Source organism: Photobacterium sp. BZF1 (assembly GCF_014349205.1).
Classification (GTDB): Bacteria; Pseudomonadota; Gammaproteobacteria; order Enterobacterales; family Vibrionaceae; genus Photobacterium.
The window spans coordinates 21,078-41,460 of sequence record NZ_JACSOF010000003.1 but is presented as its reverse complement, the minus strand read 5'-3'; the positions used below and the strand labels follow the sequence as shown (position 1 = coordinate 41,460).

Annotated in this window: 23 protein-coding genes; 16 read left to right on the top strand and 7 right to left on the bottom strand. The window is 51.4% G+C overall.

Translation table 11 applies throughout. From position 1 onward, the window contains the following. The first annotated feature begins 29 nt into the window (after nt 1-29). Nucleotides 30-488, top strand: coding sequence for an EVE domain-containing protein (locus tag BIZ37_RS01235; RefSeq protein WP_187459974.1), 459 nt, complete (start codon nt 30-32; stop codon nt 486-488). A gap of 61 nt (nt 489-549) precedes the next feature. Here BIZ37_RS01235 and BIZ37_RS01230 read toward each other — a convergent pair whose 3' ends face one another. Together BIZ37_RS01230 and BIZ37_RS01225 are read right to left on the bottom strand one after the other, a co-directional pair. Further along, on the bottom strand, nt 550-1,350 hold the full coding sequence (locus tag BIZ37_RS01230; RefSeq protein WP_187459973.1) for a Cof-type HAD-IIB family hydrolase: 801 nt from the start codon (nt 1,348-1,350) through the stop codon (nt 550-552). A gap of 95 nt (nt 1,351-1,445) precedes the next feature. Beyond that, nucleotides 1,446-2,447 carry an alpha/beta fold hydrolase gene (locus BIZ37_RS01225; protein WP_107298907.1) on the bottom strand — a complete coding sequence of 334 codons (1,002 nt, stop codon included), beginning with the start codon at nt 2,445-2,447 and terminating at the stop codon, nt 1,446-1,448. Nucleotides 2,448-2,594: 147 nt separating this feature from the next. On the opposite strand from BIZ37_RS01225, the gene rhtB reads away from it, so the two are divergent. Continuing rightward, nucleotides 2,595-3,212 (top strand): homoserine/homoserine lactone efflux protein, encoded by a 618-nt coding sequence (gene rhtB, locus BIZ37_RS01220; RefSeq protein ID WP_187459972.1) that lies wholly within the window; start codon nt 2,595-2,597, stop codon nt 3,210-3,212. A gap of 77 nt (nt 3,213-3,289) precedes the next feature. Then, entirely contained in the window at nt 3,290-4,540 is a 1,251-nt protein-coding gene (locus tag BIZ37_RS01215; protein ID WP_187459971.1) for an EAL and HDOD domain-containing protein, read from the top strand. On the opposite strand, the gene BIZ37_RS01210 is transcribed toward BIZ37_RS01215, so the two are convergent. Continuing rightward, nucleotides 4,518-5,357, bottom strand: a complete 840-nt coding sequence (locus BIZ37_RS01210) for a LysR family transcriptional regulator (protein ID WP_187459970.1) — start codon at nt 5,355-5,357, stop codon at nt 4,518-4,520. The genes BIZ37_RS01215 and BIZ37_RS01210 overlap by 23 nt on opposite strands. Before the next feature lie 132 nt (nt 5,358-5,489). Continuing rightward, complete coding sequence (locus BIZ37_RS01205; RefSeq protein WP_187459969.1) at nt 5,490-7,085, bottom strand: AbgT family transporter; 1,596 nt, start codon at nt 7,083-7,085, stop codon at nt 5,490-5,492. 553 nt (nt 7,086-7,638) lie between these two features. Here BIZ37_RS01205 and BIZ37_RS01200 point away from each other — a divergent pair. Together BIZ37_RS01200 and BIZ37_RS01195 are read left to right on the top strand one after the other, a co-directional pair. Next, entirely contained in the window at nt 7,639-8,361 is a 723-nt protein-coding gene (locus BIZ37_RS01200; RefSeq protein ID WP_107298912.1) for an SDR family oxidoreductase, read from the top strand. Between the two features lie 155 nt (nt 8,362-8,516). Continuing rightward, nucleotides 8,517-9,521, top strand: a complete 1,005-nt coding sequence (locus tag BIZ37_RS01195) for an acyltransferase (protein ID WP_187459968.1) — start codon at nt 8,517-8,519, stop codon at nt 9,519-9,521. Between the two features lie 9 nt (nt 9,522-9,530). Here BIZ37_RS01195 and BIZ37_RS01190 read toward each other — a convergent pair whose 3' ends face one another. Beyond that, the gene (locus tag BIZ37_RS01190; protein ID WP_187459967.1) at nt 9,531-9,863 is read right to left on the bottom strand and encodes a DUF2500 domain-containing protein; all 333 of its coding nucleotides are present in this window, start codon (nt 9,861-9,863) and stop codon (nt 9,531-9,533) included. 226 nt (nt 9,864-10,089) lie between these two features. Here BIZ37_RS01190 and BIZ37_RS01185 point away from each other — a divergent pair, with 226 nt between their 5' ends. From BIZ37_RS01185 to BIZ37_RS01165, 5 genes are all read left to right on the top strand, one after another. Continuing rightward, a complete protein-coding gene (locus BIZ37_RS01185) occupies nt 10,090-10,455 on the top strand; it encodes a DUF4145 domain-containing protein (protein WP_107298915.1) in 366 nt (121 codons plus the stop codon). Nucleotides 10,456-11,406: 951 nt separating this feature from the next. Continuing rightward, entirely contained in the window at nt 11,407-12,033 is a 627-nt protein-coding gene (locus BIZ37_RS01180) for a lysoplasmalogenase (RefSeq protein WP_187459966.1), read from the top strand. Nucleotides 12,034-12,101: 68 nt separating this feature from the next. Then, entirely contained in the window at nt 12,102-12,434 is a 333-nt protein-coding gene (locus BIZ37_RS01175) for a DUF2007 domain-containing protein (protein WP_255526642.1), read from the top strand. Nucleotides 12,435-12,531: 97 nt separating this feature from the next. Continuing rightward, entirely contained in the window at nt 12,532-12,777 is a 246-nt protein-coding gene (locus tag BIZ37_RS01170; RefSeq protein ID WP_107298917.1) for a YecH family metal-binding protein, read from the top strand. 170 nt (nt 12,778-12,947) lie between these two features. Next, on the top strand, nt 12,948-13,538 hold the full coding sequence (locus BIZ37_RS01165) for a YhgN family NAAT transporter (RefSeq protein WP_187459965.1): 591 nt from the start codon (nt 12,948-12,950) through the stop codon (nt 13,536-13,538). Between the two features lie 41 nt (nt 13,539-13,579). Here BIZ37_RS01165 and BIZ37_RS01160 read toward each other — a convergent pair whose 3' ends face one another. Continuing rightward, complete coding sequence (locus tag BIZ37_RS01160; protein WP_107298919.1) at nt 13,580-13,846, bottom strand: DUF1145 domain-containing protein; 267 nt, start codon at nt 13,844-13,846, stop codon at nt 13,580-13,582. Beyond that, complete coding sequence (gene rsmD / locus BIZ37_RS01155; RefSeq protein ID WP_187459964.1) at nt 13,843-14,448, bottom strand: 16S rRNA (guanine(966)-N(2))-methyltransferase RsmD; 606 nt, start codon at nt 14,446-14,448, stop codon at nt 13,843-13,845. The genes BIZ37_RS01160 and rsmD overlap by 4 nt, the downstream gene beginning before the upstream one ends. 143 nt (nt 14,449-14,591) lie before the next feature. Between rsmD and ftsY the strand changes: the two genes are divergently transcribed. The 6 genes from ftsY to glpG all read left to right on the top strand — a co-directional run bounded on the left by ftsY (nt 14,592) and on the right by glpG (nt 20,197). Next, nucleotides 14,592-15,908 carry a signal recognition particle-docking protein FtsY gene (ftsY, locus tag BIZ37_RS01150; RefSeq protein ID WP_187459963.1) on the top strand — a complete coding sequence of 439 codons (1,317 nt, stop codon included), beginning with the start codon at nt 14,592-14,594 and terminating at the stop codon, nt 15,906-15,908. 3 nt (nt 15,909-15,911) lie between these two features. Next, the gene (gene ftsE, locus BIZ37_RS01145; RefSeq protein ID WP_187459962.1) at nt 15,912-16,583 is read left to right on the top strand and encodes a cell division ATP-binding protein FtsE; all 672 of its coding nucleotides are present in this window, start codon (nt 15,912-15,914) and stop codon (nt 16,581-16,583) included. Further along, a complete protein-coding gene (ftsX, locus tag BIZ37_RS01140) occupies nt 16,570-17,496 on the top strand; it encodes a permease-like cell division protein FtsX (protein ID WP_187459961.1) in 927 nt (308 codons plus the stop codon). The genes ftsE and ftsX overlap by 14 nt, the downstream gene beginning before the upstream one ends. Nucleotides 17,497-17,618: 122 nt before the next feature. After that, nucleotides 17,619-18,479 carry an RNA polymerase sigma factor RpoH gene (gene rpoH / locus BIZ37_RS01135; RefSeq protein ID WP_107298924.1) on the top strand — a complete coding sequence of 287 codons (861 nt, stop codon included), beginning with the start codon at nt 17,619-17,621 and terminating at the stop codon, nt 18,477-18,479. A gap of 472 nt (nt 18,480-18,951) precedes the next feature. After that, a complete protein-coding gene (gene glpE, locus BIZ37_RS01130; RefSeq protein WP_107298925.1) occupies nt 18,952-19,281 on the top strand; it encodes a thiosulfate sulfurtransferase GlpE in 330 nt (109 codons plus the stop codon). A gap of 85 nt (nt 19,282-19,366) precedes the next feature. Then, nucleotides 19,367-20,197, top strand: coding sequence for a rhomboid family intramembrane serine protease GlpG (gene glpG / locus BIZ37_RS01125; RefSeq protein ID WP_187459960.1), 831 nt, complete (start codon nt 19,367-19,369; stop codon nt 20,195-20,197). The last annotated feature ends 186 nt before the right edge of the window (nt 20,198-20,383 follow it).

Genomic DNA, 20,383 nt, shown 5'->3' with positions numbered 1-20,383 from the left:
TATACCAGATAAATAAAAAGAGTATCAGAATGGCGTATTGGTTATTCAAGACAGAGCCGGACACCTTTTCGATAGACACGCTCAAGCAGCAAAAAGTTTCCTGCTGGGAAGGCGTCAGAAATTATCAAGCACGAAATATGATGCGTGATGACATAAAGCTAGGGGATCAGGTGTTGATTTACCACTCTTCCTGCAAGGATGTCGGTGTGGTCGGTATCGCAGAGGTGGTGCGCGAAGCGTATCCGGATCATTTCCAGTTTGATCCTGAGGGGCCTTATTTCGACCCGAAATCCGACCCGGACAACCCGCGCTGGATCATGGTCGATATCGAGTACCGTCGCCACTTGCGCTTGGTGTCATTGAAGCGGATGAAAGCGAACCCGGCCTTGGCTGAAATGCCACTGGTCAAGCGCGGCAGCCGGCTCAGTATAATGCCGGTCACTGACGGGCAGTGGCAGGAAATCCTACAGATGACCGGGCAGTTTTAATAGCCGTTGGTAATAACAAAAAAAGGAAGCGTCAGCTTCCTTTTTTGTACCGATAAATTGCTTATTTCAGCAGTTGGTCGCTCAGGTAGTGCGCCACAGCCTCATCGCTGCAATTGCCAATCACTTCGTTCTCGGGTAGGGCAGCCTTGACCTTGGCATGAGACGTGCCCATCACCAGTCCCTTGCCTGCCATCGTTAGCATTTCAACATCATTCATCCCGTCACCAAAGGCAATGCAGTCAGACAGGGCATAGCCTTTTTCTTTGGCGACTGCTTCCAGGGCATGGCCTTTGGAGACATTGGCATCCATCACTTCCAGGCACCACGGGGTTGAGAAAGCCACATTGGCTTTATCGCCGAACTGGGCGTTAATTTTGTCTTCCCATTCAACCAATTTGTCGTGGTCGTGGTCATCGCGGGTGAAGAAGATCTTGGCAACGCCTTCGAGCGGCGGGTTGTCAACGTCAAACAGTTGGTAGCTGAAGGTATCATGGAATTCACGCAAGCTTGGGTCTTCCTGGTTCAACAGCCAGTCGTCGTTGCGGTAGATATGGATTTTCAGCTCAGGATCTTGTTTGGTCATCGCAATAATGCCAGAAATCACCTCGGGGGCGACATCTTGCTTGTAGATCACTTCGTTCTTGCAGTTGTGCACCCGTGCGCCATTGGAGGTGATCATGTAAGCCGGGATCCCCAGTTGCTCGCGCAGCCCTGCCACATCAATATGGTGGCGACCGGTGGCGAAGATAAAGTCTTTGCCCTGGTGGTGGAGCTGGTTGAGGGTATCTTTGGTAAAAGGGGCAATTTTATGGTCCGGGGTCAGCAGGGTGCCGTCCAGATCCGATGCAATAATTTTGTACATGAAACCTCTCGCGGTAGGAACAGAGGCCCAATACTTTTGGTATTGGGGAAACAGTGCAATTTTAAACCAGTTCCCCCAATAGAAAAGAGGCTATTTTATGCGTTGGGTATTTCCGCTTTCCGGAAATGCTCGAGTGCAGATGCCAAAGCAGGGGTACGGAAGGTATCTGATTCGAAGAATAGCTCGTGGCGGGCCCCTTCAATGACTTTGAATTGGCAGTCGCGGTTGGCTTGCTGCATCGCCTGGTGAAACTGCTGCTGGGCAGCGTTATCTATGATGGTATCTTCGCTGGCCTGCAGCAGCAGGACTGGGGTGGTGATATTACCCGCTTCGCTGATACAGCTCTTGGCAGCCGCAAGCCCCTGCCATACCCAGCGGGCACTGGGGCCACCGATCTTAAGCTCCGGCTTATGCTCGTAGAGATCCCTGAACCACTGGTAGCGCACTTTGCTCTGGGTCAGCGGGTTGTTGCTAAAAGGCTTGGGGTAGTAAGGGACCTGTCCCGGCGCATAGCTAGGCTGGCGTTGCAGTTGCTCCATGACCCGGGCAAGGGGAGAAGCAATTGGCCGCATCCACTTGCTGATATTGATACCGTGCATTGGCGCACTGAGTACAGCCCGCTCAATGGTGCCCGGATGGCGGGCCAGGTATAGGCTAGAAATGGTGCCGCCCATGGAATGGCCGAGCATAAAGAGTTGCTGGTAGCCTTTGGGCTTGACCACCGATTCGATAAACGTATCTAAATCGCTGACATAGTCGTTGAAGTGGCCGACATGACCAAGCTCGGTATCTTCGGCGAGGCGATCAGAAATCCCCTGTCCACGGTGGTCGAGGGAGTAGACATCATAGCCTTGGCGTACCAGATCATAGAACAGCTCCTGGTATTTCCAATAGCTCTCGACCCGGCCGTTGACTACAATAATGGCCCTGTCCGGGTTGTTGCCGGTGAATGAGACCCAGCCTATATTGGTGTTGTTGACGCCCTGGAACATCCCTTCTTGGCGTTGGTGCCAAAGTGCGGCAGCGGGGCCGGCCATGGTTTCATCAAAGTGGTTTTCCTGGGACAGGTCAAAATAAGGTGGGGGCTGGACAGTCATTCATCATCTCGGTTAACAGTATCTGGGGCAAGTATAACCCAATGTAATCCTACCTGTTGCCAGAAGGTGTGAACAGCTGTTAACGTTTGGCATTTTTATGCTGCTAATACCAAGCCTTTGGTAGAATAGCGAAAAGGAAGTAAGTCTGTGGAGCTTGAAATTTGGTTGGCTTACCTGGCGACAGCGATTGTGTTTAGCATCGCGCCGGGTTCGGGAACGGTGAATTCCATTAGCAATGGCATGACCTATGGCTGGCGCAAATCCCTAGCATCGATTGCAGGGCTGCAAATCGGCCTGGGAGTTTATATTGTGCTGGTGGGGGTGGGTCTTGGCGCTCTGATCGCCCAGTCAGCAACGGCGTTTGCGGTGATCAAATGGGTCGGTGTCGGCTACCTAATTTGGCTCGGGGTACAGAAGTGGCGTGATCGGGGGCAGTTCCAGATCGCCGGTGATAGCCCGCAAGTGCCCGCCCGCCAATTGTGCCGCCAGGCTGTGCTGGTCAACCTGACTAACCCCAAAACAGTGGTTTTTCTGGTGGCGTTATTTCCTCAATTTATCGACCCTTCCCAACCGCAAATGGCCCAGCTATTGGTACTTGGGCTCACCACGATTGCGGTTGATACATTGGTAATGCTGGGGTATGTGGTACTGGCCTCCCAGTTGGCGGGTTATATCCGCTCGGCCAGAATAATGGCTGCCCTAAACCGCGTGTTCGGCTCGATGTTTATCGGGTGTGGGGCACTGCTGGCGGGCGCCAAAGCCTAAGATTACGGCTGCCTGTATGGGGCAGCCACTGAGGCAATGCGGTATTTGTCCTCTGTTGTGGAGAGTCTTTCAGTTTTATGTATTCCTACGTTGCGCGTCAGCCCATCTTCAATCGCCACCAGAAAACAGCCGGCTATGAGCTGCTGTTCCGTGACGGTGAGAGCAATGCCTTCCCTGCCGATATTGACGAGAACAAGGCGACTTGCCGCTTGATGGTCAACAGTTTTATGGCCGATCGCGATGGCATGGCCCAGCCAGGTAAGCGCTGCTTCATCAACTTCCCCCAAAAAAGCCTGATCCGGCTATTGCCGACCTTGTTACCCCAAAAACAGGTAGTGATTGAAGTGTTGGAGACGTGTGAGCCGAATGACGATTTGTTTTTGGCTATTCGGCACCTCAATCGGCTGGGATATATGATTGCCCTCGATGATTTCAATATGGATCCCCGCTGGGAGCGGTTCCTGCCGCTTGTCCATATCATCAAGCTTGACCTGCTCAAGATAGGTATCGAGGCGGCGTGCGAGTTTATCGCCCACAACCGTGACAAGAAGCTGATGTTTCTGGCTGAGAAAGTTGAGACCCACTCTGATTACACCCGGGCCTATGAGGCCGGATTCCATTTTTTCCAGGGGTATTATTTCAGCCGGCCCGAGTTGCTCAAAAACCGCAACCTCAAACCTGAACGGCTATCGACCTTGCGCCTGTTGCAGGAAGTGTGCCGCGAGCAAGTTGACTTCGAGCGGGTAGGGCAGATCATCGCTTCTGATTTATCCCTCTCTTTTCTGTTGCTGCGCTACGTCAACACGGCCGTTGATAGGCTCAAGGTGCCGATCAGTGAATTCAAGCAGGCATTGGTTTACCTCGGCGAAGAAAAGCTCAAGGTGTTTGTCAGTGCGGTCGCCACGGCACAGGCTTCGTTGGACAAACCCCATGAGTTGTATGCCTTGTCGCTCCAGCGTGGCAGGATGTGCGAAATCCTTGCCACAGCCAGTGGTAAGGGGATAGAAGCCAAGCCTGCGTTTATGGCTGGGCTACTGTCTTTGATTGATGCCTTGCTCGACCAACCCTTGGATGAACTTCTCAACCAATTGCCGTTGCAGGCAGAGATCCGCCAGGCCCTGCTGCACAGGCAAGGGCCTCTGGGGCAATTGTTAGACCTATCTGTGGCTTATGAGCAGGCGCAGTGGCGCCAGGTCAGCCTGTTGGGGCAGGCGTTGGCGATTGATGCACCGCGTATCGGTCAGAGCTATCAGCTTGCCATGCAGTGGTCATCCAAATACGACCTCCAAGCCCCGCCACGTCCTCTTACTGTCGCAAAAACTGGCTAAGAGCTTTCACCGTTTCGGTTAGGGCTGGATTGAGTGTTTTGTTGGCCGGGTAGCAAAGACCCAGCCGGCGGAACATTCTTGGCCCATCAAGCGGAACGGTCACCAATTCCCTGGCTGTTTCCAGCACACCGGTTGGCAGGAAAGAGATCCCAAGTCCAGCCTGGACCAGATGCATCACTTGGGTTTTATGCTCGGCCTTGGCCACCAGGTTAACCGCTAGTCCATCGCAGGCTAACAAACCAATCGTCTGCTGGTGGGCTTCGCAGGGTGGGCACTCGATAAAATCATGCTGGTGGAGCTGCTCCGGCTTGACCTTATCCAGCTTGGCCAGCGGGTGGGAAGGTAGCATACACAGCACATAGTCCTCCTCCCAGAGCGGCAGGAATATCTCATCATCTTGCTTGAACATATCCAGGGTCAGTCGTGCATCGGCTGGCCCATCATGATCGACTAACTCCAGTAACAAGTTGGGAATATGCTCGCGTAGGCAGCTAAATACCTTGGCCAGGGCAGCCTGGCTCAGGTCGGGGAAGTTACCTAACTTAAGCGGCAAGCACTCGGTACGTTGCTGGAACAGCGATGGCAGGCGGTTGACATCCCCAAGAAGGCGGACAGCCAGCGGGTAGAGGTAGTGCGCCTCGTCGGTCAGGTTGACCCCTTTCTTGTGGCGCTCGAACAAGGTGGTGTTGAGCTCATCTTCCAGCTGCTTGATGGCATTAGAGATTGAAGGCTGGGAGACAAAGCAGCGCTCAGCGGCGAGGGTGATGTTCTTTTCTTCGTAGACCGCAACAAAAAAACGCAGCAGGCGTAGATCCATGGATTTACTCTGGCAGGCAAGTGATGTGGCTATGATAGCAAAGAAGCCTTGCCAGCAAAGTGTTTGGGAAAAGGATACAGTCAGAAAACACAAAGCCGGGCAAGAGCCCGGCTTTGGTGACAGAGAGTAGGATTAGCCTACGCTGTAGTAAGTGGCTGCGCCAGGACCTACAGGGATACCGAATACGAATACCCATAGGTAGAACATTACGCTCCAGCCAACGATGAATACCAGCGAGTATGGCAGCATAGTCGAAATAAGCGTACCTAGGCCTAGGTTCTTCTTATAGCGAGTTGCAACCGCCAGGATCATACCGAAGTAGCTCATCATCGGGGTGATGATATTGGTCACTGAGTCACCGATACGGTAAGCCGCCTGGATAGTTTCCGGTGCGTAGCCAACCAGCATCAGCATCGGAACGAAGATAGGTGCTGTTACTGCCCACTGCGCCGACGCCGAACCTAGCATCAGGTTGATGAAGCCACACATCAGGATGAAGGCGAAGAACAGTGCAGGGCCTGTTAGACCGATAGACTGTAGGAAGTCCGCACCAGCAACCGCAAATACCTGACCGAAGTTGGTCCAGCTAAAGAAGGCAACGAACTGTGCAGCGAAGAATACCAGCACGATGTACATACCCATTGAAGACATGGATTTTGACATCGCATCGATAACATCGCGGTCGTTCTTCATGGTGCCAACCACTTTACCGTAGACAAAGCCTGGGATAGCGAAGAATACGAAGATGAAGGCAACAATACCTTTCAGGAACGGAGAGCCTGCAACCAAGCCCGTCTCAGGGTGGCGTAAGATGCCGTTTTCCGGAACGATGGTTAGTGCTAGTAGCGCAGCAACAACCAGTGCTGCCAGGCCAGCCATTTTCAGGCCTTTCTTCTCAAGGTCGGTGATCTTGCCAAGCTTGTCTCCGCCCAGGTCTTCACTGGCTTCTTCCGGGTTATATTTACCCAGTTTCGGCTCAACAATCTTCTCGGTAACGAATGCACCCATGATGGTGATGGCAAACGTCGAAGCGAACATGAAGTACCAGTTAACCTCAGGGCCAACAGCGTAGTTCGGGTCGATCATTTGTGCCGCTGTCTGGGTAATGCCCGACAATAGCGGGTCAACGGTACCTAGCAGAAGGTTGGCACTGTAACCACCGGATACACCGGCAAACGCTGCAGCCAGACCGGCTAGCGGGTGACGGCCCAGTGAGTGGAATAGCATTGCTGCTAGTGGAACAAGTACCACATAGCCAAGCTCAGATGCTGTGTTAGAAATGATACCTGCGAAGACGACAACCAGTGTCACCATGCGCTTAGAGGCACCCATAACTAGGCCACGCATTGCTGAAGATAGCATGCCTGAGTGTTCGGCAATTGCCACACCCAGCATGGCAACCAGTACGGTACCTAGAGGGGCAAAGCCGGTGAAGTTAGTCACCAAGTTGGCAACGATTTTCTGTAGGCCTTCTGCATTGAACAGGCTGACCACGTGGATCATACCGTCAGCAGCTCGGCCTGCGGCGCCTTCAGGGCGCGGGTCGACGACAGACACGCCGAAGTAGCCGGCAATACCAGAAGCGACCAGGATTGCCACACAGAAAAGGGCAAAAAGGGTGATTGGGTGTGGTAGCAGGTTACCCAGCCACTCGACGGTATCTAGAAAACGGGTAAATAACGTTTTCTTCGGTTGTTGTTGTGTTTGCGGTGAAGCAGATGAATGCATCACGACCTCCATTTATCGTTTTAATCCCATCAATGGGTACATCTCTTGTCGCGGGGAAGGTTACGTCATTGTTAACGTCACAAACAAGATATAATTGTGTCAAAATGTGTCAGTTGCTTATTTTTTGTCTGTTTGCTGTTAATTTTTAGTGGTTATATGCTGGTTTCGTGATGGTTGTTCCTCCTGTTATTGTTGATCTTTATGAAATCGGTTGTTCATTTTCGGTTTGTTAACCTTTGTTCAATAACCGGATATCAATTAATTAGAAAAAGCAGCCCGAAAAAAGCGTGCTTAAACTCACAAAAAGGGCAAATTATCGCCTACCCAATGCGGCCTGATAGCATTTTATTAACGGATTTTTATCAATTGATTGGTGGATATGTCAGGTGGATCTTTTATCCATAGCTAAAATTTATGATAAACAGAGGTAATCGATATTTTTCACTAAGGGATTAGGCCGATATAGTAGCGTCCATCTGCTGGTGGCCACTGGTACGGACCTGGCGGGCAAGAGCCCGGGGTGATGTTCTCTTTCTATATATAAGGTGAAACTATGTCTAAGTCTCTCGTTGTGATCACAGGTGCAAGCTCGGGTATTGGTGAAGCGACGGCCAAAACGTTATCAGCGCAAGGCCACCCATTGCTTTTGCTGGCTCGCCGTATCGACCGATTGACCGCTTTGGGCCTACCGAATACCCTATGTCGCCAAGTGGATGTGACCGATGGCCCGGCATTTGCTGCCGCCATTGAAGAAGCGGAAGCCCAGTACGGTCCGGTTGACTGCTTGGTCAATAATGCCGGTGTTATGCTGCTTGGGCTAGCCCATGAGCAAGATCCGGCTGAGTGGAAAACCATGTTCGATGTCAATGTGATGGGCCTGCTTAACGGTATCCATGCTGTGCTGGCCAAGATGAAAGCCCGTCAGGGTGGTACCGTGATCAATATCAGCTCGATCGCTGGCCGCAAGACCTTCCCAAACCACGCGGCTTACTGCGGCACAAAGTTTGCCGTGCATGCGATCACTGAAAATATCCGTGAGGAAGTGGCTGACGACAATGTCCGTTTCATTACCATTGCTCCGGGTGCGGTGGAAACTGAGCTGCTGAGCCATACCACCAGTGATGATATCAAAGCGGGCTACGAAGAATGGAAAGACGGCATGGGCGGGGTGATTGCACCGCAGGATATTGCTAATGCCATCAATTATGCTTACCAGCAGCCGCAGCACCTGTGTATTCGTGAGATTGTGCTTGCTGCGACACGCCAGCAGCCTTAAGCCGTACAGGGTTGCTCGCGGGCCTGAATGTCAGCGGTCAGTGAATTTATCGGTAAATCTGCGCTGATTCAGTTATTTAATAAATACAGCCTGCTATATTCAAAAGGGTATCCCACGAGGATACCCTTTTTTGTTTGTGCTTTTAGGGGGCTGAAGTGAGGGAGAAGGTTCGCTTTTTTGATGTGCTGCGCTGTGTGGCAGCCGTGGCCGTAGTGGTGATCCACGTGCTTGGCCCTTACCGCGACCAGTTTGGGATTATGCCCGACAGCGGCTGGATCACCGCGACGACCTTCAATAGCTTCAGCCGCTGGGCGGTGCCGGTTTTTATCATGATCACCGGTGCCCTGATGTTGACCGATACCCGCCCGTTCGAGCTGGGCTACTATGTCCGCCGCCGGCTCGGTAAGGTGTTGGTACCTTTCCTGGTATGGTCGGTTTTCTATGCCTGGCTATCCGGTGTTTCTCCTGCCGGCTTCGATGGTGGCCTTGCCCTCGATACGCTAAAAGCCTTACCGGTGCATGAAACCTACTATCACCTTGGCTTTTTCTACTACTTCATCCCGCTTTATTTTGTTGTCCCTTTCCTGCGCTATTTTGTCCAGCATTATGATAGGCAGGCGACGCTGGCCCTTGCGCTGGTATGGTTGGCCCTGACGACGTTGTTCTTGTTTAAAATTGACGGGCCATGGAGCCACGAGCTGGTTTTATATAGTGGGTACTTACTGTTTGGTTACTGTGTTTTCCAGATGCGCTGGCCGAGCCTAAAGTGGTTGCTGCCAATGGGCATTGTGGCCCTGCTGCTCACCGATGCCATGGTGCTCAGCAATAGTTTTGCCGCTGGGGAATATAAGGTCGGGCGGTGGATGTCTTACAAGACACTCAACACCGCTTTGATTGCCGCCATGATCTTTGCGCTTGGCAGGTATGTGGCAGATAAGCTGAGCGAGGGGACCCTTGATAAACTGGCCTTTATGAGCCGTTATAGCCTTGGCATCTACCTGCTGCACCCGATCTTCCTATGGCCGGTAAGGGCCTATGATTGGTACTTTCTGCCACCAGTATTGATGATCCCGTTCTGGACCGTGATCATTACAGGCCTAGCCCTGGCAGCCAGTTGGCTGCTAGCGAAGAGCCCGAAAACAGCCTGGCTGGTCCCCTAGTCGGCAGCGTTAATCCCGTTTGAGTGCAAAGTGGCGGAAAGTGGTGCCCTGATAGGTCATCACCCCTTTATCTCCAGGGTTCAGGGCGTGGTAGTAATGGATACCCACCATAAATTCCCGCTTTGGCCCGCCTTTGGTCGGTTGGACATAAATCCAATACTCTTCGTCACCTTCTCCGGGGCGCGCACCTATGACCGGGGTACTCTGTTTGTCGAGGATTTCGACTTCGATCTGCCGCTCAGGGGCGTTTTCGCCCAACGTGTGCTTGCGGTAAATGTGGACAAAGCAATAAAGGGCGACAGCCAGTAAGGCAATAATGGTGGCTGGGATAGCAATGGGCATGGGATCTCCTTGTTGCAGACAACTGGCAATCATTATTGTGCAACTCAATGGGGCTGGATATGTCTGGCGGTGAAAAGCGTGATCGCGGCTGGGTTGTTGGGGTGGAATATGTTTCCCACGAAACAGCGATTCCCTGCAGGTATCTGCGGGTAGGGGAAACGCGGTACTTTGCTTTAGGGCAAAGTCGAGGTAAGTTAGTAAAAAGAAACAGCAAGGAAGAGAGTAGATGGCAAACATTGAGTTAGTGGTAACGCGTTCAAGGCGGATAGAAAGCCTATTGCGTGAACATTACCATGCTGAGGGCAAAGGCTTGCACCAGCTGATCACTAGCTGTGAAGAACGCCTGCCTCATGAAATTATCCCCAAGTTACGTTTTATCGCCTCGGTCCGGAATAAAACCGTTCATGAAGAAGGCTACAAGCTCGATGATAAAAAAGGGTTTATTGCGGCTTGTAATGCCTGTGAGAAAGAGCTGACCCCGCGCAGTGGGCGCTTTGTCTGGACAGCTGCTGCCTTGTTGGTGGTGGGTGTTACGGCATTGGCGATCTGGTTTTACTCCATTCACTGGCACCGTATTGATTTGACCCCTTAAGCCGTGCTGGCGATAAAAACCCGGAAAACAAAAAAAGGTGCCTGATAGGCACCTTTTTTTTGAATTTTTTTTGCTTAATAAATCACAGGCAGCGTCATTAGTCCGACAACCACTGCGATCATCATAAGGCCTTGTTTTTGAGAAGAAGTGAACATGGTAAGGCTCCTTTTTTGCTGCTGGATTGATGTTGTAAATAAGAATAGCATTAATTTTATGCATTTCTCAAGTTAAATTGTCATATTGTTGTCATAAAAATAGTTTATGGACTTTGTCTTGGCCTGTTTCAGGTAAGTGAATTGTGTTTTTTGACTTGGGTAAAAAGCGTCTCAATTGCTGTATTATCTTTCTTTTGGGTCTTAAGTTGTTGTTTTTATGTGTTTATTTTTGGTTGTGTTGTGAGCTGTTTTGGGTTCTTTAATCTTTGTATATAAAAATAAGCCTAGGGTGGTCTGGGGATCTAAAATGGTTTCAAATGACATTTTTGCTCATCTTGGTTGGCTTGAGCTTAAGGTTACCTATGGAGGTTATGCATATTTGGCAATCATTTATGTATCTGATACCAAGGTGGTGCTGTTGTTGAGAGTTTGATGGTAAGCAGCTGGTTTAACTGATATTAAAAGATTGATTTGTTTTTAAGTTGTTGTTTTATAGCTGGTAGTTGATAAGTTAAAGCAGGTTTAAATGGGTGCTTTAGCGATAATACAATGCCTCATGATTTGTTCTATGATGGGGGGGGATACTGGCAACTATGCCAAACGTTTGCTTTGTTGTTTTTCTTTTGGGTGATAATGGTTGGCTCACAGAACAGCCGCCGATAGGCTCATTAATATGATTCTCCGCTAGTTATTGACTTTCCTTGCTAGACAATCGCCTACCAGATCCTAAACTGTGCTTGCCGCTGATAAGCCGAGTTGTTGTCAGTGACATATTCAAAATAATAACGGTGAAACTATGTGGGTTTGGTTAGCCATTGCTCTTTCTGCTCTTCTACATATAACGGCGGCCTACCACGGCCCCCGTTGGCAATTCTATATTTTCAAGCCTTTTACCATGCTGCTGCTTATCAGTGTGGCTTGGCAGGCTGGTGATGGCGGTTTTTATCACACGGCTATCTTGCTTGGCCTTTTGCTGTCAGTGGCAGGCGATGTTTTCTTAATGTGGCCTAAAGATCGGTTCATCACGGGGTTAAGTGCGTTTGCCCTCGCGCATGTTGCCTACTCTGTGGCTTTTTGGTCACAGCTCGGTAGCCAGATAGTGTGGTGGTTACCCGCGATGCTGGCGGCGGTAGGTGTAATAGTGTTCCTGTTGCTGTTGCCTTCATTGGGCAAGATGGTGATCCCTGTCGCTATATATATTGCCGTGATAGCCCAGATGGCTTGGGCGGCCGGTGAATTTTGGCTGACGACTTCGACCACCATGGCGCTGCTGGCTTTTGCTGGCGCGGCGGTATTTATGTTTTCCGATCTCTGTTTGGCCATTGACCGTTTCCGTGGGCCCTTCAAGTCGGCGACCACCATGGTGATGACCAGCTATTTCCTTGCCCAGTCATTGATTGTCGCCACTTTAGTGGCTGTTTAGTTACTGATTAATGAAACTTTTTCATCTAAAAGCCGGTCTTTGGATCATACTGAAGAGAGGTCATATCAATGGGGAAGGTGATGTCGGATAACTGGTGCAAAATATATGATGCCGCTAATTCGCTTGAAGCGCATAGCCTCAAAGGGATGCTAGAAGCCCAGCATATTGCCGTGCAGCTGAGCGGGGAAGGCCTTGGATCCGCAGTCGGGGAGTTGCCGACCAATGCGGTAGAAGTGGGTCTTTGGGTGAGGGACTTCCAGCAATCGAGTGCCCAAAGGTTGCTTGCCGAATATGAGCAGGCCGATCAAACCGCTTGGGTGTGCGCAGGTTGTGGCGAGCAAAATGGTAGCCAGTTTGAATTGTGCTGGCAGTGCGGACGGGACAGGGCGGTAGGATCCTAAACATACATACAAAATACACTAATTTGTTTCTGGTCAAACTTTCCCCAACGGCATAGCGCTACAATGCGGTTATTAATTCGTGAAGAGAATGCCTACCATGAGTGATAATCAAGTCCACGCCCATAACCTGTTGAATATGTTGTTGGCAGCGGAAACACCCTATACCTTTGCCAGCCTGAAGCAGGCTATTGTGGCGGAGTACGGTGAAGATGTACGTTTCTATACCTGTAGCCAGCAAGATCTGACTTTTGATGCCCTGATGACGTTCTTGCTAGATCGCCGAAAAGTGGTACAAGACGGTGAATATGTGGCGGCCAACCGTGAACGTATGTGCAATCACTAATGCTGCTGTGAAGCGGTTGGCGCCAGCTGGCCGCTGAGAAATGCGGGTGGTAAAAATATCGCCACCCCGCTGATGGTTTGTTATACTCTCCCGCCTCCGGTTAGCATTCTGGCTGATCGTTCTTATTTCTTGATATTTCTTTTATTTATTCACTATCTGAGGTCTGCTCTGTGGAAATTATTTCTGCGGCGGTCATGCTATTTCTGATCATGGATCCGCTCGGCAACTTGCCGGTTATGTTGTCTATCCTGCGGCATATTGAGCCAAAGCGCCGCCGTTTTATCATGATCCGTGAATTGTTGATTGCCTTGGTGATCTTGCTGTTGTTCTTGTTCGGCGGCCAGAAGATGCTGAACTTCCTGCATGTTTCGACCGAGACCGTGAGTATTTCCGGCGGTATTATCCTATTCCTTATCGCAATCAGGATGATCTTCCCCCAACCGGGTGGCGTGACCGGCCTTGCTGCCGGTGAAGAGCCGTTTATCGTGCCGATGGCAATCCCGATGATTGCCGGGCCCTCGGTGCTGGCCTCATTACTGTTGTTGTCCAATCAGGAGCCGGGCCGTACTGGGGACTGGGTGATAGCTGTCTTGCTGGCGTGGGGCGCGTCGTTTGTGATCCTGATGTTCTACGAGGTGTTTAACCGCCTGCTGGGTGAGAAAGGGCTCAAGGCCGTCGAGCGTTTGATGGGCTTGTTGTTGATCATGATATCGACCCAGATGTTCCTGGACGGGATCCGCAATTTCTTCATGATTGGCTAGCTTCCGGTGTGATAAAAAACGAGGCCAACGGGCCTCGTTTTTTACATCATATGTTTGCGCCTGATATCAAGCAGGGCAAAGATACCGAAGATAAGGATTGACCACTTTTCCCACCGGGTCATGGTGATTTTGTCGCCGAAGGCGCCGATGAAAATCAGCATTTGCAGGCCATGCATCATAAACAGGAAAGCGGTCATGATGTAGAGCGCCATGGCCGCGACGCCCGGGAACGGGTGAAAAATGTTGATGAGCAAAACTAGCCAGACAAAGCCGATGGCCGCCTTGGCGAGTAAAATTAGTGCTTTCATGCTTCCTCTCTTTCGAATAAGCGGTAACAGACTTGTCCCGCTGTTTTTTCCCTGTGGAGATGCCAGTGTGCTGGTGTCACTAGCTCCCCGAGTTCTTTCTCGGCCTCAATGTAAATAACCGCATGGGGTGATAGCCAGTTATTCTGCTCAAGCAGGGCGATCGCCTCGTCGATAAGATCTTTGCGGAACGGTGGGTCGATAAACACCACGTCATGCGGGGTACCGGCTTGCTTGAGGAAAGCCAGGCTGTCGGTGTTGAGGACCTTGGCATTGTCGGCACCGATGGTGGCGCGGTTTTTTTCTAATTGATCAGCAGCCATCTTGTCGAGCTCAAGCATGGTGACATGGCTGGCACCGCGCGACAGGGCTTCGAAGCTCAGGCTACCGCTGCCGGTGAACAGGTCAAGGCAGCGTGCTTCGATAATATCTTGTGCCAACCAGTTGAAAACGGTCTCTTTGACGCGGTCTGTGGTTGGGCGGAGGCCTTCAACGTCGTGAACAGGAAGTTTGCGCCCACGCCAGCGTCCGCTGATGATCCGAACGAATCCGTCACGGCGGCTGTTTGGCATATTTCGCCCTGATTGTTGTCTGCGTCTTGTCATAGATTTCTTCGACCGTTTAGAAAATGATAGTATACCTAAACCCCTTGGCTGTAGGCGAAAACATGATGCCGAAATCATGCCGCTGGGGGTATACACCTGTGTTTAGGCCGCAAATTGTACCAATCAAGCTCTAGGATTTGCCAATGGCAGAAAAAAAGAAACGCGGATTATTTTCGTGGTTGGGTTTTGGCTCTGAGGAGCAGACCGAGCAAACCGAACAAAATCAAGAACAATCAACGGTTTCAGCTGAGGCTGAAGCAGTAAAAGAACAAGCAACAGAACAACAAGAAGCCGAAGCTGCCGCCAAGGCAGCAGCAGAAGCGGAAGCCGAGGCAGCAGCAGAAGCGGAAGCCGAGGCAGCCGCCAAGGCAGCGGCAGAAGCGGAAGCGGAGGCAGCCGCCAAGGCAGCAGCAGAAGCGGAAGCGGAAGCTGAGGCAGCCGCCCAGGTAGTTGCTGAAGAAGAAGCCAAGGCTCAAGCGGCACAGCTGCAAGAAGAGCAGCTACAGCAAGCGGAGGCGCTGCAGGAAAAACCAAAGAGCGAAGGTTTCTTTGCCCGCCTGATGCGTGGTTTGAAGAAGACCAAGACCAACTTTGGTTCCGGGTTTGCTAGCCTATTCCGTGGCAAGAAAATCGATGACGACCTGTTCGAGGAGTTGGAAGAGCAACTGCTGGTGGCCGATGTCGGTATGGATACCACCCTCAAGATCATTGAGAACCTGACAGACAAGGCGGATCGCAAGTCCCTGAAAGACGGTGATGCCCTTTACGGCCTGCTAAAAGAAGAACTGTCTGGCATGCTAGCCAAGGTTGAACAACCATTGGTGATCGATGAAGCCAAGAAGCCTTACGTCATTTTGATGGTTGGTGTTAACGGTGTCGGTAAGACCACAACCATCGGTAAGCTGGCCAAGCAGTTCCAGAGCCAGGGTAAATCTGTGATGCTGGCAGCCGGTGATACCTTCCGCGCGGCAGCCGTTGAACAGCTGCAGGTCTGGGGTGAGCGTAACAACGTGCCGGTTGTTGCCCAGCACACCGGTGCGGACAGTGCCTCGGTGATCTTCGATGCTATCGAATCAGCCAAAGCGAAGAATGTTGATGTGGTGATTGCCGATACCGCAGGCCGCCTGCAGAACAAGGGCAACCTGATGGAAGAGCTACGCAAGATTGTCCGTGTGATGAAGAAGGTCGATCCGCATGCGCCGCATGAAATTATGCTGACGGTCGATGCAGGTACTGGCCAGAATGCGATCAGCCAGGCCAAATTGTTCAGTGAGGTTGCCCCGGTAACCGGTATTACCCTGACCAAGTTGGATGGTACCGCCAAGGGTGGTGTGATCTTTGCCATTGCTGATCAGTTCAATATTCCAATCCGCTACATCGGCATCGGTGAAGGGATTGAAGACTTGCGCCCATTTGCGGCAGATGAGTTTATCGAAGCGCTATTTAGTGACGAGGATTAAGGTGTGATTCGGTTTCAGCAGGTAAGTAAGGCTTATCGGGGCGGACGCCAGGCCCTGCAAAAGGTCGATTTCCATCTGCAGCCTGCAGATATGGCGTTCCTGACTGGGCACTCAGGTGCAGGTAAGAGTACCCTGCTGAAACTGATATGCGCCATCGAACGGCCAAGTGACGGCAAAATCATGTTCAATGGCCATGATATTACCCGTATCGGCAGCAAGCAGATCCCGTTTTTGCGCCGCAATATCGGTATTATTTTCCAGGACCATAAGTTGCTGATGGATAGGACTATCTACGACAACGTGGCCTTGCCGTTGCGGGTTGAGCAAGCTACCGAGAACGAGATCAAGCGCCGGGTATCCGCGGCACTTGATAAGGTGGGGCTGCTCGACAAAGCGCGTTACTTGCCCATCCAGCTATCTGGTGGTGAGCAGCAGCGGGTCGGTATTGCCCGGGCGATTGTCAACAAGCCGATGCTGCTTTTGGCCGACGAGCCAACCGGTAACCTTGATGCGGCATTGTCGCAGCAGATCATGGCCCTGTTCGAGGAATTCAACCGGGTCGGGGTCACTGTGCTGATGGCGACCCACGATACCTCGCTGCTGACCACTCACAATTACCGCCGTTTGGATCTGTACCAGGGACAATTAAGGGAGCTCGCCAGTGGCGCAAAATAAAACCGGCTTTTTTGCCTTGCACAAGCAGCAATGTAAGCAGTCACTCGCGGACATGATGCGTCGTCCGCTCGGCAATATCCTGACCTTGGCAGTGTTGGCTTTTGCCTTGACCCTACCTGCGAGTTTCTACCTGTTTGCCAAAAACGTCACCGTGGTGGCACAGGTATGGCAGAACCCGACCCAGATGACTATCTATTTGGAGCCGGGGACATCCACTGGGCAGGCAGAGCAATTACATGACGAGTTGGCCCAGTGGCCGGAAATCGACAGCTTGGAGGCCATTTCTCCACAGCAAGGTTTGGTTGAATTTCGTCAGCAGGCAGGCTTTGAACAAGCTCTGAGTTTACTCGATGATAATCCGTTGCCAGCCGTGTTGGTTGTCAAACCAACCGAGGTGTGGCAGCTCGATGCCAAGGCTACCGAGCTTGCGTCGCGGTTGCGGATGCAAAACCGGGTCGATGAGGTGCGCCTCGACAGTGATTGGCTTCAGCGTTTGGCTGCGATTAAGCAACTTGTCATTATTCTGGCTATGATTATGTCCGGGCTGATGCTGTTTGCGGTCTTCCTGATTGTGGGTAATACCCTACGCCTGCAGGTACTCAACCAGCGCGATGAAATCCAGGTGATGAAGCTGGTCGGGGCGACCGACAGCTTTATCCTACGTCCATATCTCTATACCGGGGTTTGGTATGGTTTGATTGGCGGGATAGCGGCCTGGGTGCTGACATTTATCGTGTCAATATTGCTCGATGGTGCGGTAGCGCATTTGGCGGATTTGTACGATAGCCCGTTCAGGATGATTGGATTAGGTTGGGATGAGTCGTTGATCTTGTTGATGATCTCGGCATTTCTTGGGCTGCTGGCAGCGCGTTTGTCCGCTGGGCGCCATTTGAAAGAAATTGAACCTATCTGACATTTTTAACTCTACAAATAGGGTAAATTACGCGGCTTGCTTGCAATGAGGCCTATTTTACAGGCATCATTGTCGGTTCATGCAATTTCGCATTGGTACAAAAAATAAACGAGGTTTGTTGAATGGCACAAGAGATGACTTCAATGGCTCTAGTCACTGCAGATAGTCTGGATAGCTATGTCCAGAGCGTCAACAGCTATCCTATGCTGTCGGCGGAGCAGGAGCGCGAGTTAGCTGAGCGTCTTCATTTTGATGGTGATCTCAATGCGGCAAAGGCATTGGTCATGTCCCATCTGCGCTTTGTTGTTCACATTGCTCGTGGCTATTCAGGCTACGGCTTGCCAATGGCTGATCTGGTTCAGGAAGGTAACATTGGCTTGATGAAAGCGGTCAAGCGCTTCAACCCTGAAGTAGGCGTCCGTTTGGTTTCTTTCGCTGTCCACTGGATCAAAGCTGAGATCCATGAGTACGTCCTGCGTAACTGGCGTATCGTCAAAGTGGCGACGACCAAGGCCCAGCGCAAACTGTTCTTCAACCTGCGTAAGGCGAAAAAACGCCTTGGCTGGTTCAATAATGACGAAGTGCAGATGGTCGCTGATCAGTTGGGTGTAGAGGCAAATGAAGTCCGCGAGATGGAATCCCGCCTAGCTGCACAGGATCCGGCATTTGAAATGCCGACCGAAGACGATGATCGTGAAGCCAGCTACAGCGCGCCTGCGTATTACCTTGAGGATAAATCGTCAGACGTTGCTCTGAGCGTTGAGGAAAACAATTGGGAAACCCACGCCAACAACCGCCTGTCGAATGCCCTGTCTAGCCTCGATGACCGAAGCCAGCACATTGTGCGTTCGCGCTGGCTGGAAGACAACAAGGCGACCTTGCAAGAGCTAGCTGAACACTATCAGGTATCTGCCGAGCGGATCCGCCAGCTAGAGAAAAATGCGATGAAAAAGCTTAAAGAAGCGGTGGGTGATTTTGCCTGAGGATCCTCGGTAAACTATCCACAAATCGCATAATGAGAAAACCAGCCAAAGGCTGGTTTTTTTGTGCTTAAAATCTGAGGGATAGATCACAAAACAAAGTAAAAATGTGAAGTTGAAACAGATTTATCCACAGGTTTTTACATGATCCGATCTACATATAGTGGATCCAAATTTCGCGAAACACATTATCAACGCAATTCACAGTTTTTTCCACAGCTGGTGGTGTTTTGATCAGAAGAGGCCTTGGGGATTTTAAAGGTAAGTTGCCAGCCCTTGCGTGACGCGGCTTTGCTTGATTTTTGGCCTTGGCGGTTAACCTTATTTTTTCGATGGGGTTGTGAGTAACTTGATCGGTTACAATGGCGAGACAAGACGGCGCGTGACGGTTTTGACCAAAACGGACGATCGTCACGTTTTATCGGGTAGGGCGATCCTGCCTGTTGATCAATCATTATAAGAGTCGGCGTAATTTATGGATCAATTTGAACATATTTCGGCTGAGCAGGCTTATACCATGCTCACCCAAGAGGACAGTGAGGCGGTACTGGTTGATATCCGCGATCCCCAGTCATATGCCTTGAGTCATCCTGAAGGCGCGTTTCACCTAACTAATGATACAATGGTGGCGTTTATGGATGAGGTTGATTTCGAGCAACCTGTGATTGTGATGTGCTATCACGGTATCAGTAGCCAAGGGGCTGCCCAATATCTTATCCACCAAGGCTTCGACTGTGTCTACAGCCTCGATGGTGGGTTTGAAGCCTGGAAGCGCAACGCATACCCTTGCGTCCAGATGGCCTGATTTAGGTCAATCCTGGCGGGGAGGGCAGGACATGCTTGGTATATCGACCTGATATTGCCGCCAAGCCCTTCATGTGGAGACCGATATGCACCGCTTAGCCGGATTGAACAACCCTCGCCAGGCGCAGGCGTTTATTGACTACATGGCCTCGCGAGGTATTTCGCTGGTGATGGCCCCTGAGCCGGAAGGCCTGTTTGCCTTATGGCTCGAAGACGGGCAGCATTTGGTGGAGGCAGAGGCTGAGCTCAACCAGTTCCTGTCCAATCCGTCTGACCGCAAGTACCAGGCAGCCTCATGGGAGGTTGCGGAGACCCGGACCGCCAAGTTTACTTACCGCAGCCCGAGTTTGCTGGGCTTGGTTCGCGCCCAGGCTGGGCCATTCACCCTGCTGGTGATGGCGGTATCTATCGTGATCTACCTGCTGTGGCTACTCGGGATGCAGCAGCCCGTCTTTAGCCTGATGCACTTCCCCGTGATGGATGGCGATGAGTGGCAGCTGTGGCGTTTCTTCTCCCATGCGCTGATCCATTTCTCGACCCTGCATGTGGTGTTCAACTGCCTGTGGTGGTGGATCCTCGGCGGGCAGCTGGAAAGGCACAGTGGCAGTGCTAAACTGCTGCAGGTGTTCCTCATCTCGGCGCTGGTTTCCGGTTTTGCCCAGTTTTGGTTCCACGGTCCGAATTTCGGCGGCTTGTCCGGTGTCGTCTATGCCTTGCTGGGGTACATCTGGTGGATGGGTTGGCTGGCACCTAACCGCGGTTTGTCGATCCCCAAGCCTTATGTCGTGTTCATGCTGGTGTGGTTGGTATTGGGTTTTGCCGATGTACTGGGCATGTCGGTAGCCAATATGGCGCATCTTTTTGGCCTGCTCAGTGGCTGCGCCCTTGGTTGGGTGGACGCCAAACTGCGCCGATAGGCCGAATTTGACTCGAAAAAGAGGTGAACATCCCAATTCGGATGTTCACCTTTTTTGTTGATATCTCAGTTTGGCTCGTAGTTCCGATAAAATCCCCTGCTTTTTATTGCCCATCCAGCGATTTAATCTACCTATTTGACACTATTCACATTTTCTTACCTTCATTAGAGCAATAATTTGCATACC

What these genes read in the sequence shown, in the direction of transcription:
- BIZ37_RS01230 (WP_187459973.1), bottom strand. Translation starts at nt 1,350, where the DNA reads ATGTACAAAATTATTGCATCGGATCTGGACGGCACCCTGCTGACCCCG.
- glpE (WP_107298925.1), top strand. Translation starts at nt 18,952, where the DNA reads ATGGATCAATTTGAACATATTTCGGCTGAGCAGGCTTATACCATGCTC.
- BIZ37_RS01225 (WP_107298907.1), bottom strand. Translation starts at nt 2,447, where the DNA reads ATGACTGTCCAGCCCCCACCTTATTTTGACCTGTCCCAGGAAAACCAC.
- rpoH (WP_107298924.1), top strand. Translation starts at nt 17,619, where the DNA reads ATGGCACAAGAGATGACTTCAATGGCTCTAGTCACTGCAGATAGTCTG.
- BIZ37_RS01190 (WP_187459967.1), bottom strand. Translation starts at nt 9,863, where the DNA reads ATGCCCATTGCTATCCCAGCCACCATTATTGCCTTACTGGCTGTCGCC.
- BIZ37_RS01185 (WP_107298915.1), top strand. Translation starts at nt 10,090, where the DNA reads ATGGCAAACATTGAGTTAGTGGTAACGCGTTCAAGGCGGATAGAAAGC.
- ftsY (WP_187459963.1), top strand. Translation starts at nt 14,592, where the DNA reads ATGGCAGAAAAAAAGAAACGCGGATTATTTTCGTGGTTGGGTTTTGGC.
- BIZ37_RS01205 (WP_187459969.1), bottom strand. Translation starts at nt 7,085, where the DNA reads ATGCATTCATCTGCTTCACCGCAAACACAACAACAACCGAAGAAAACG.
- BIZ37_RS01200 (WP_107298912.1), top strand. Translation starts at nt 7,639, where the DNA reads ATGTCTAAGTCTCTCGTTGTGATCACAGGTGCAAGCTCGGGTATTGGT.
- BIZ37_RS01180 (WP_187459966.1), top strand. Translation starts at nt 11,407, where the DNA reads ATGTGGGTTTGGTTAGCCATTGCTCTTTCTGCTCTTCTACATATAACG.
- rsmD (WP_187459964.1), bottom strand. Translation starts at nt 14,448, where the DNA reads ATGACAAGACGCAGACAACAATCAGGGCGAAATATGCCAAACAGCCGC.
- BIZ37_RS01235 (WP_187459974.1), top strand. Translation starts at nt 30, where the DNA reads ATGGCGTATTGGTTATTCAAGACAGAGCCGGACACCTTTTCGATAGAC.
- BIZ37_RS01170 (WP_107298917.1), top strand. Translation starts at nt 12,532, where the DNA reads ATGAGTGATAATCAAGTCCACGCCCATAACCTGTTGAATATGTTGTTG.
- BIZ37_RS01210 (WP_187459970.1), bottom strand. Translation starts at nt 5,357, where the DNA reads ATGGATCTACGCCTGCTGCGTTTTTTTGTTGCGGTCTACGAAGAAAAG.
- glpG (WP_187459960.1), top strand. Translation starts at nt 19,367, where the DNA reads ATGCACCGCTTAGCCGGATTGAACAACCCTCGCCAGGCGCAGGCGTTT.
- BIZ37_RS01160 (WP_107298919.1), bottom strand. Translation starts at nt 13,846, where the DNA reads ATGAAAGCACTAATTTTACTCGCCAAGGCGGCCATCGGCTTTGTCTGG.
- BIZ37_RS01215 (WP_187459971.1), top strand. Translation starts at nt 3,290, where the DNA reads ATGTATTCCTACGTTGCGCGTCAGCCCATCTTCAATCGCCACCAGAAA.
- BIZ37_RS01175 (WP_255526642.1), top strand. Translation starts at nt 12,102, where the DNA reads ATGGGGAAGGTGATGTCGGATAACTGGTGCAAAATATATGATGCCGCT.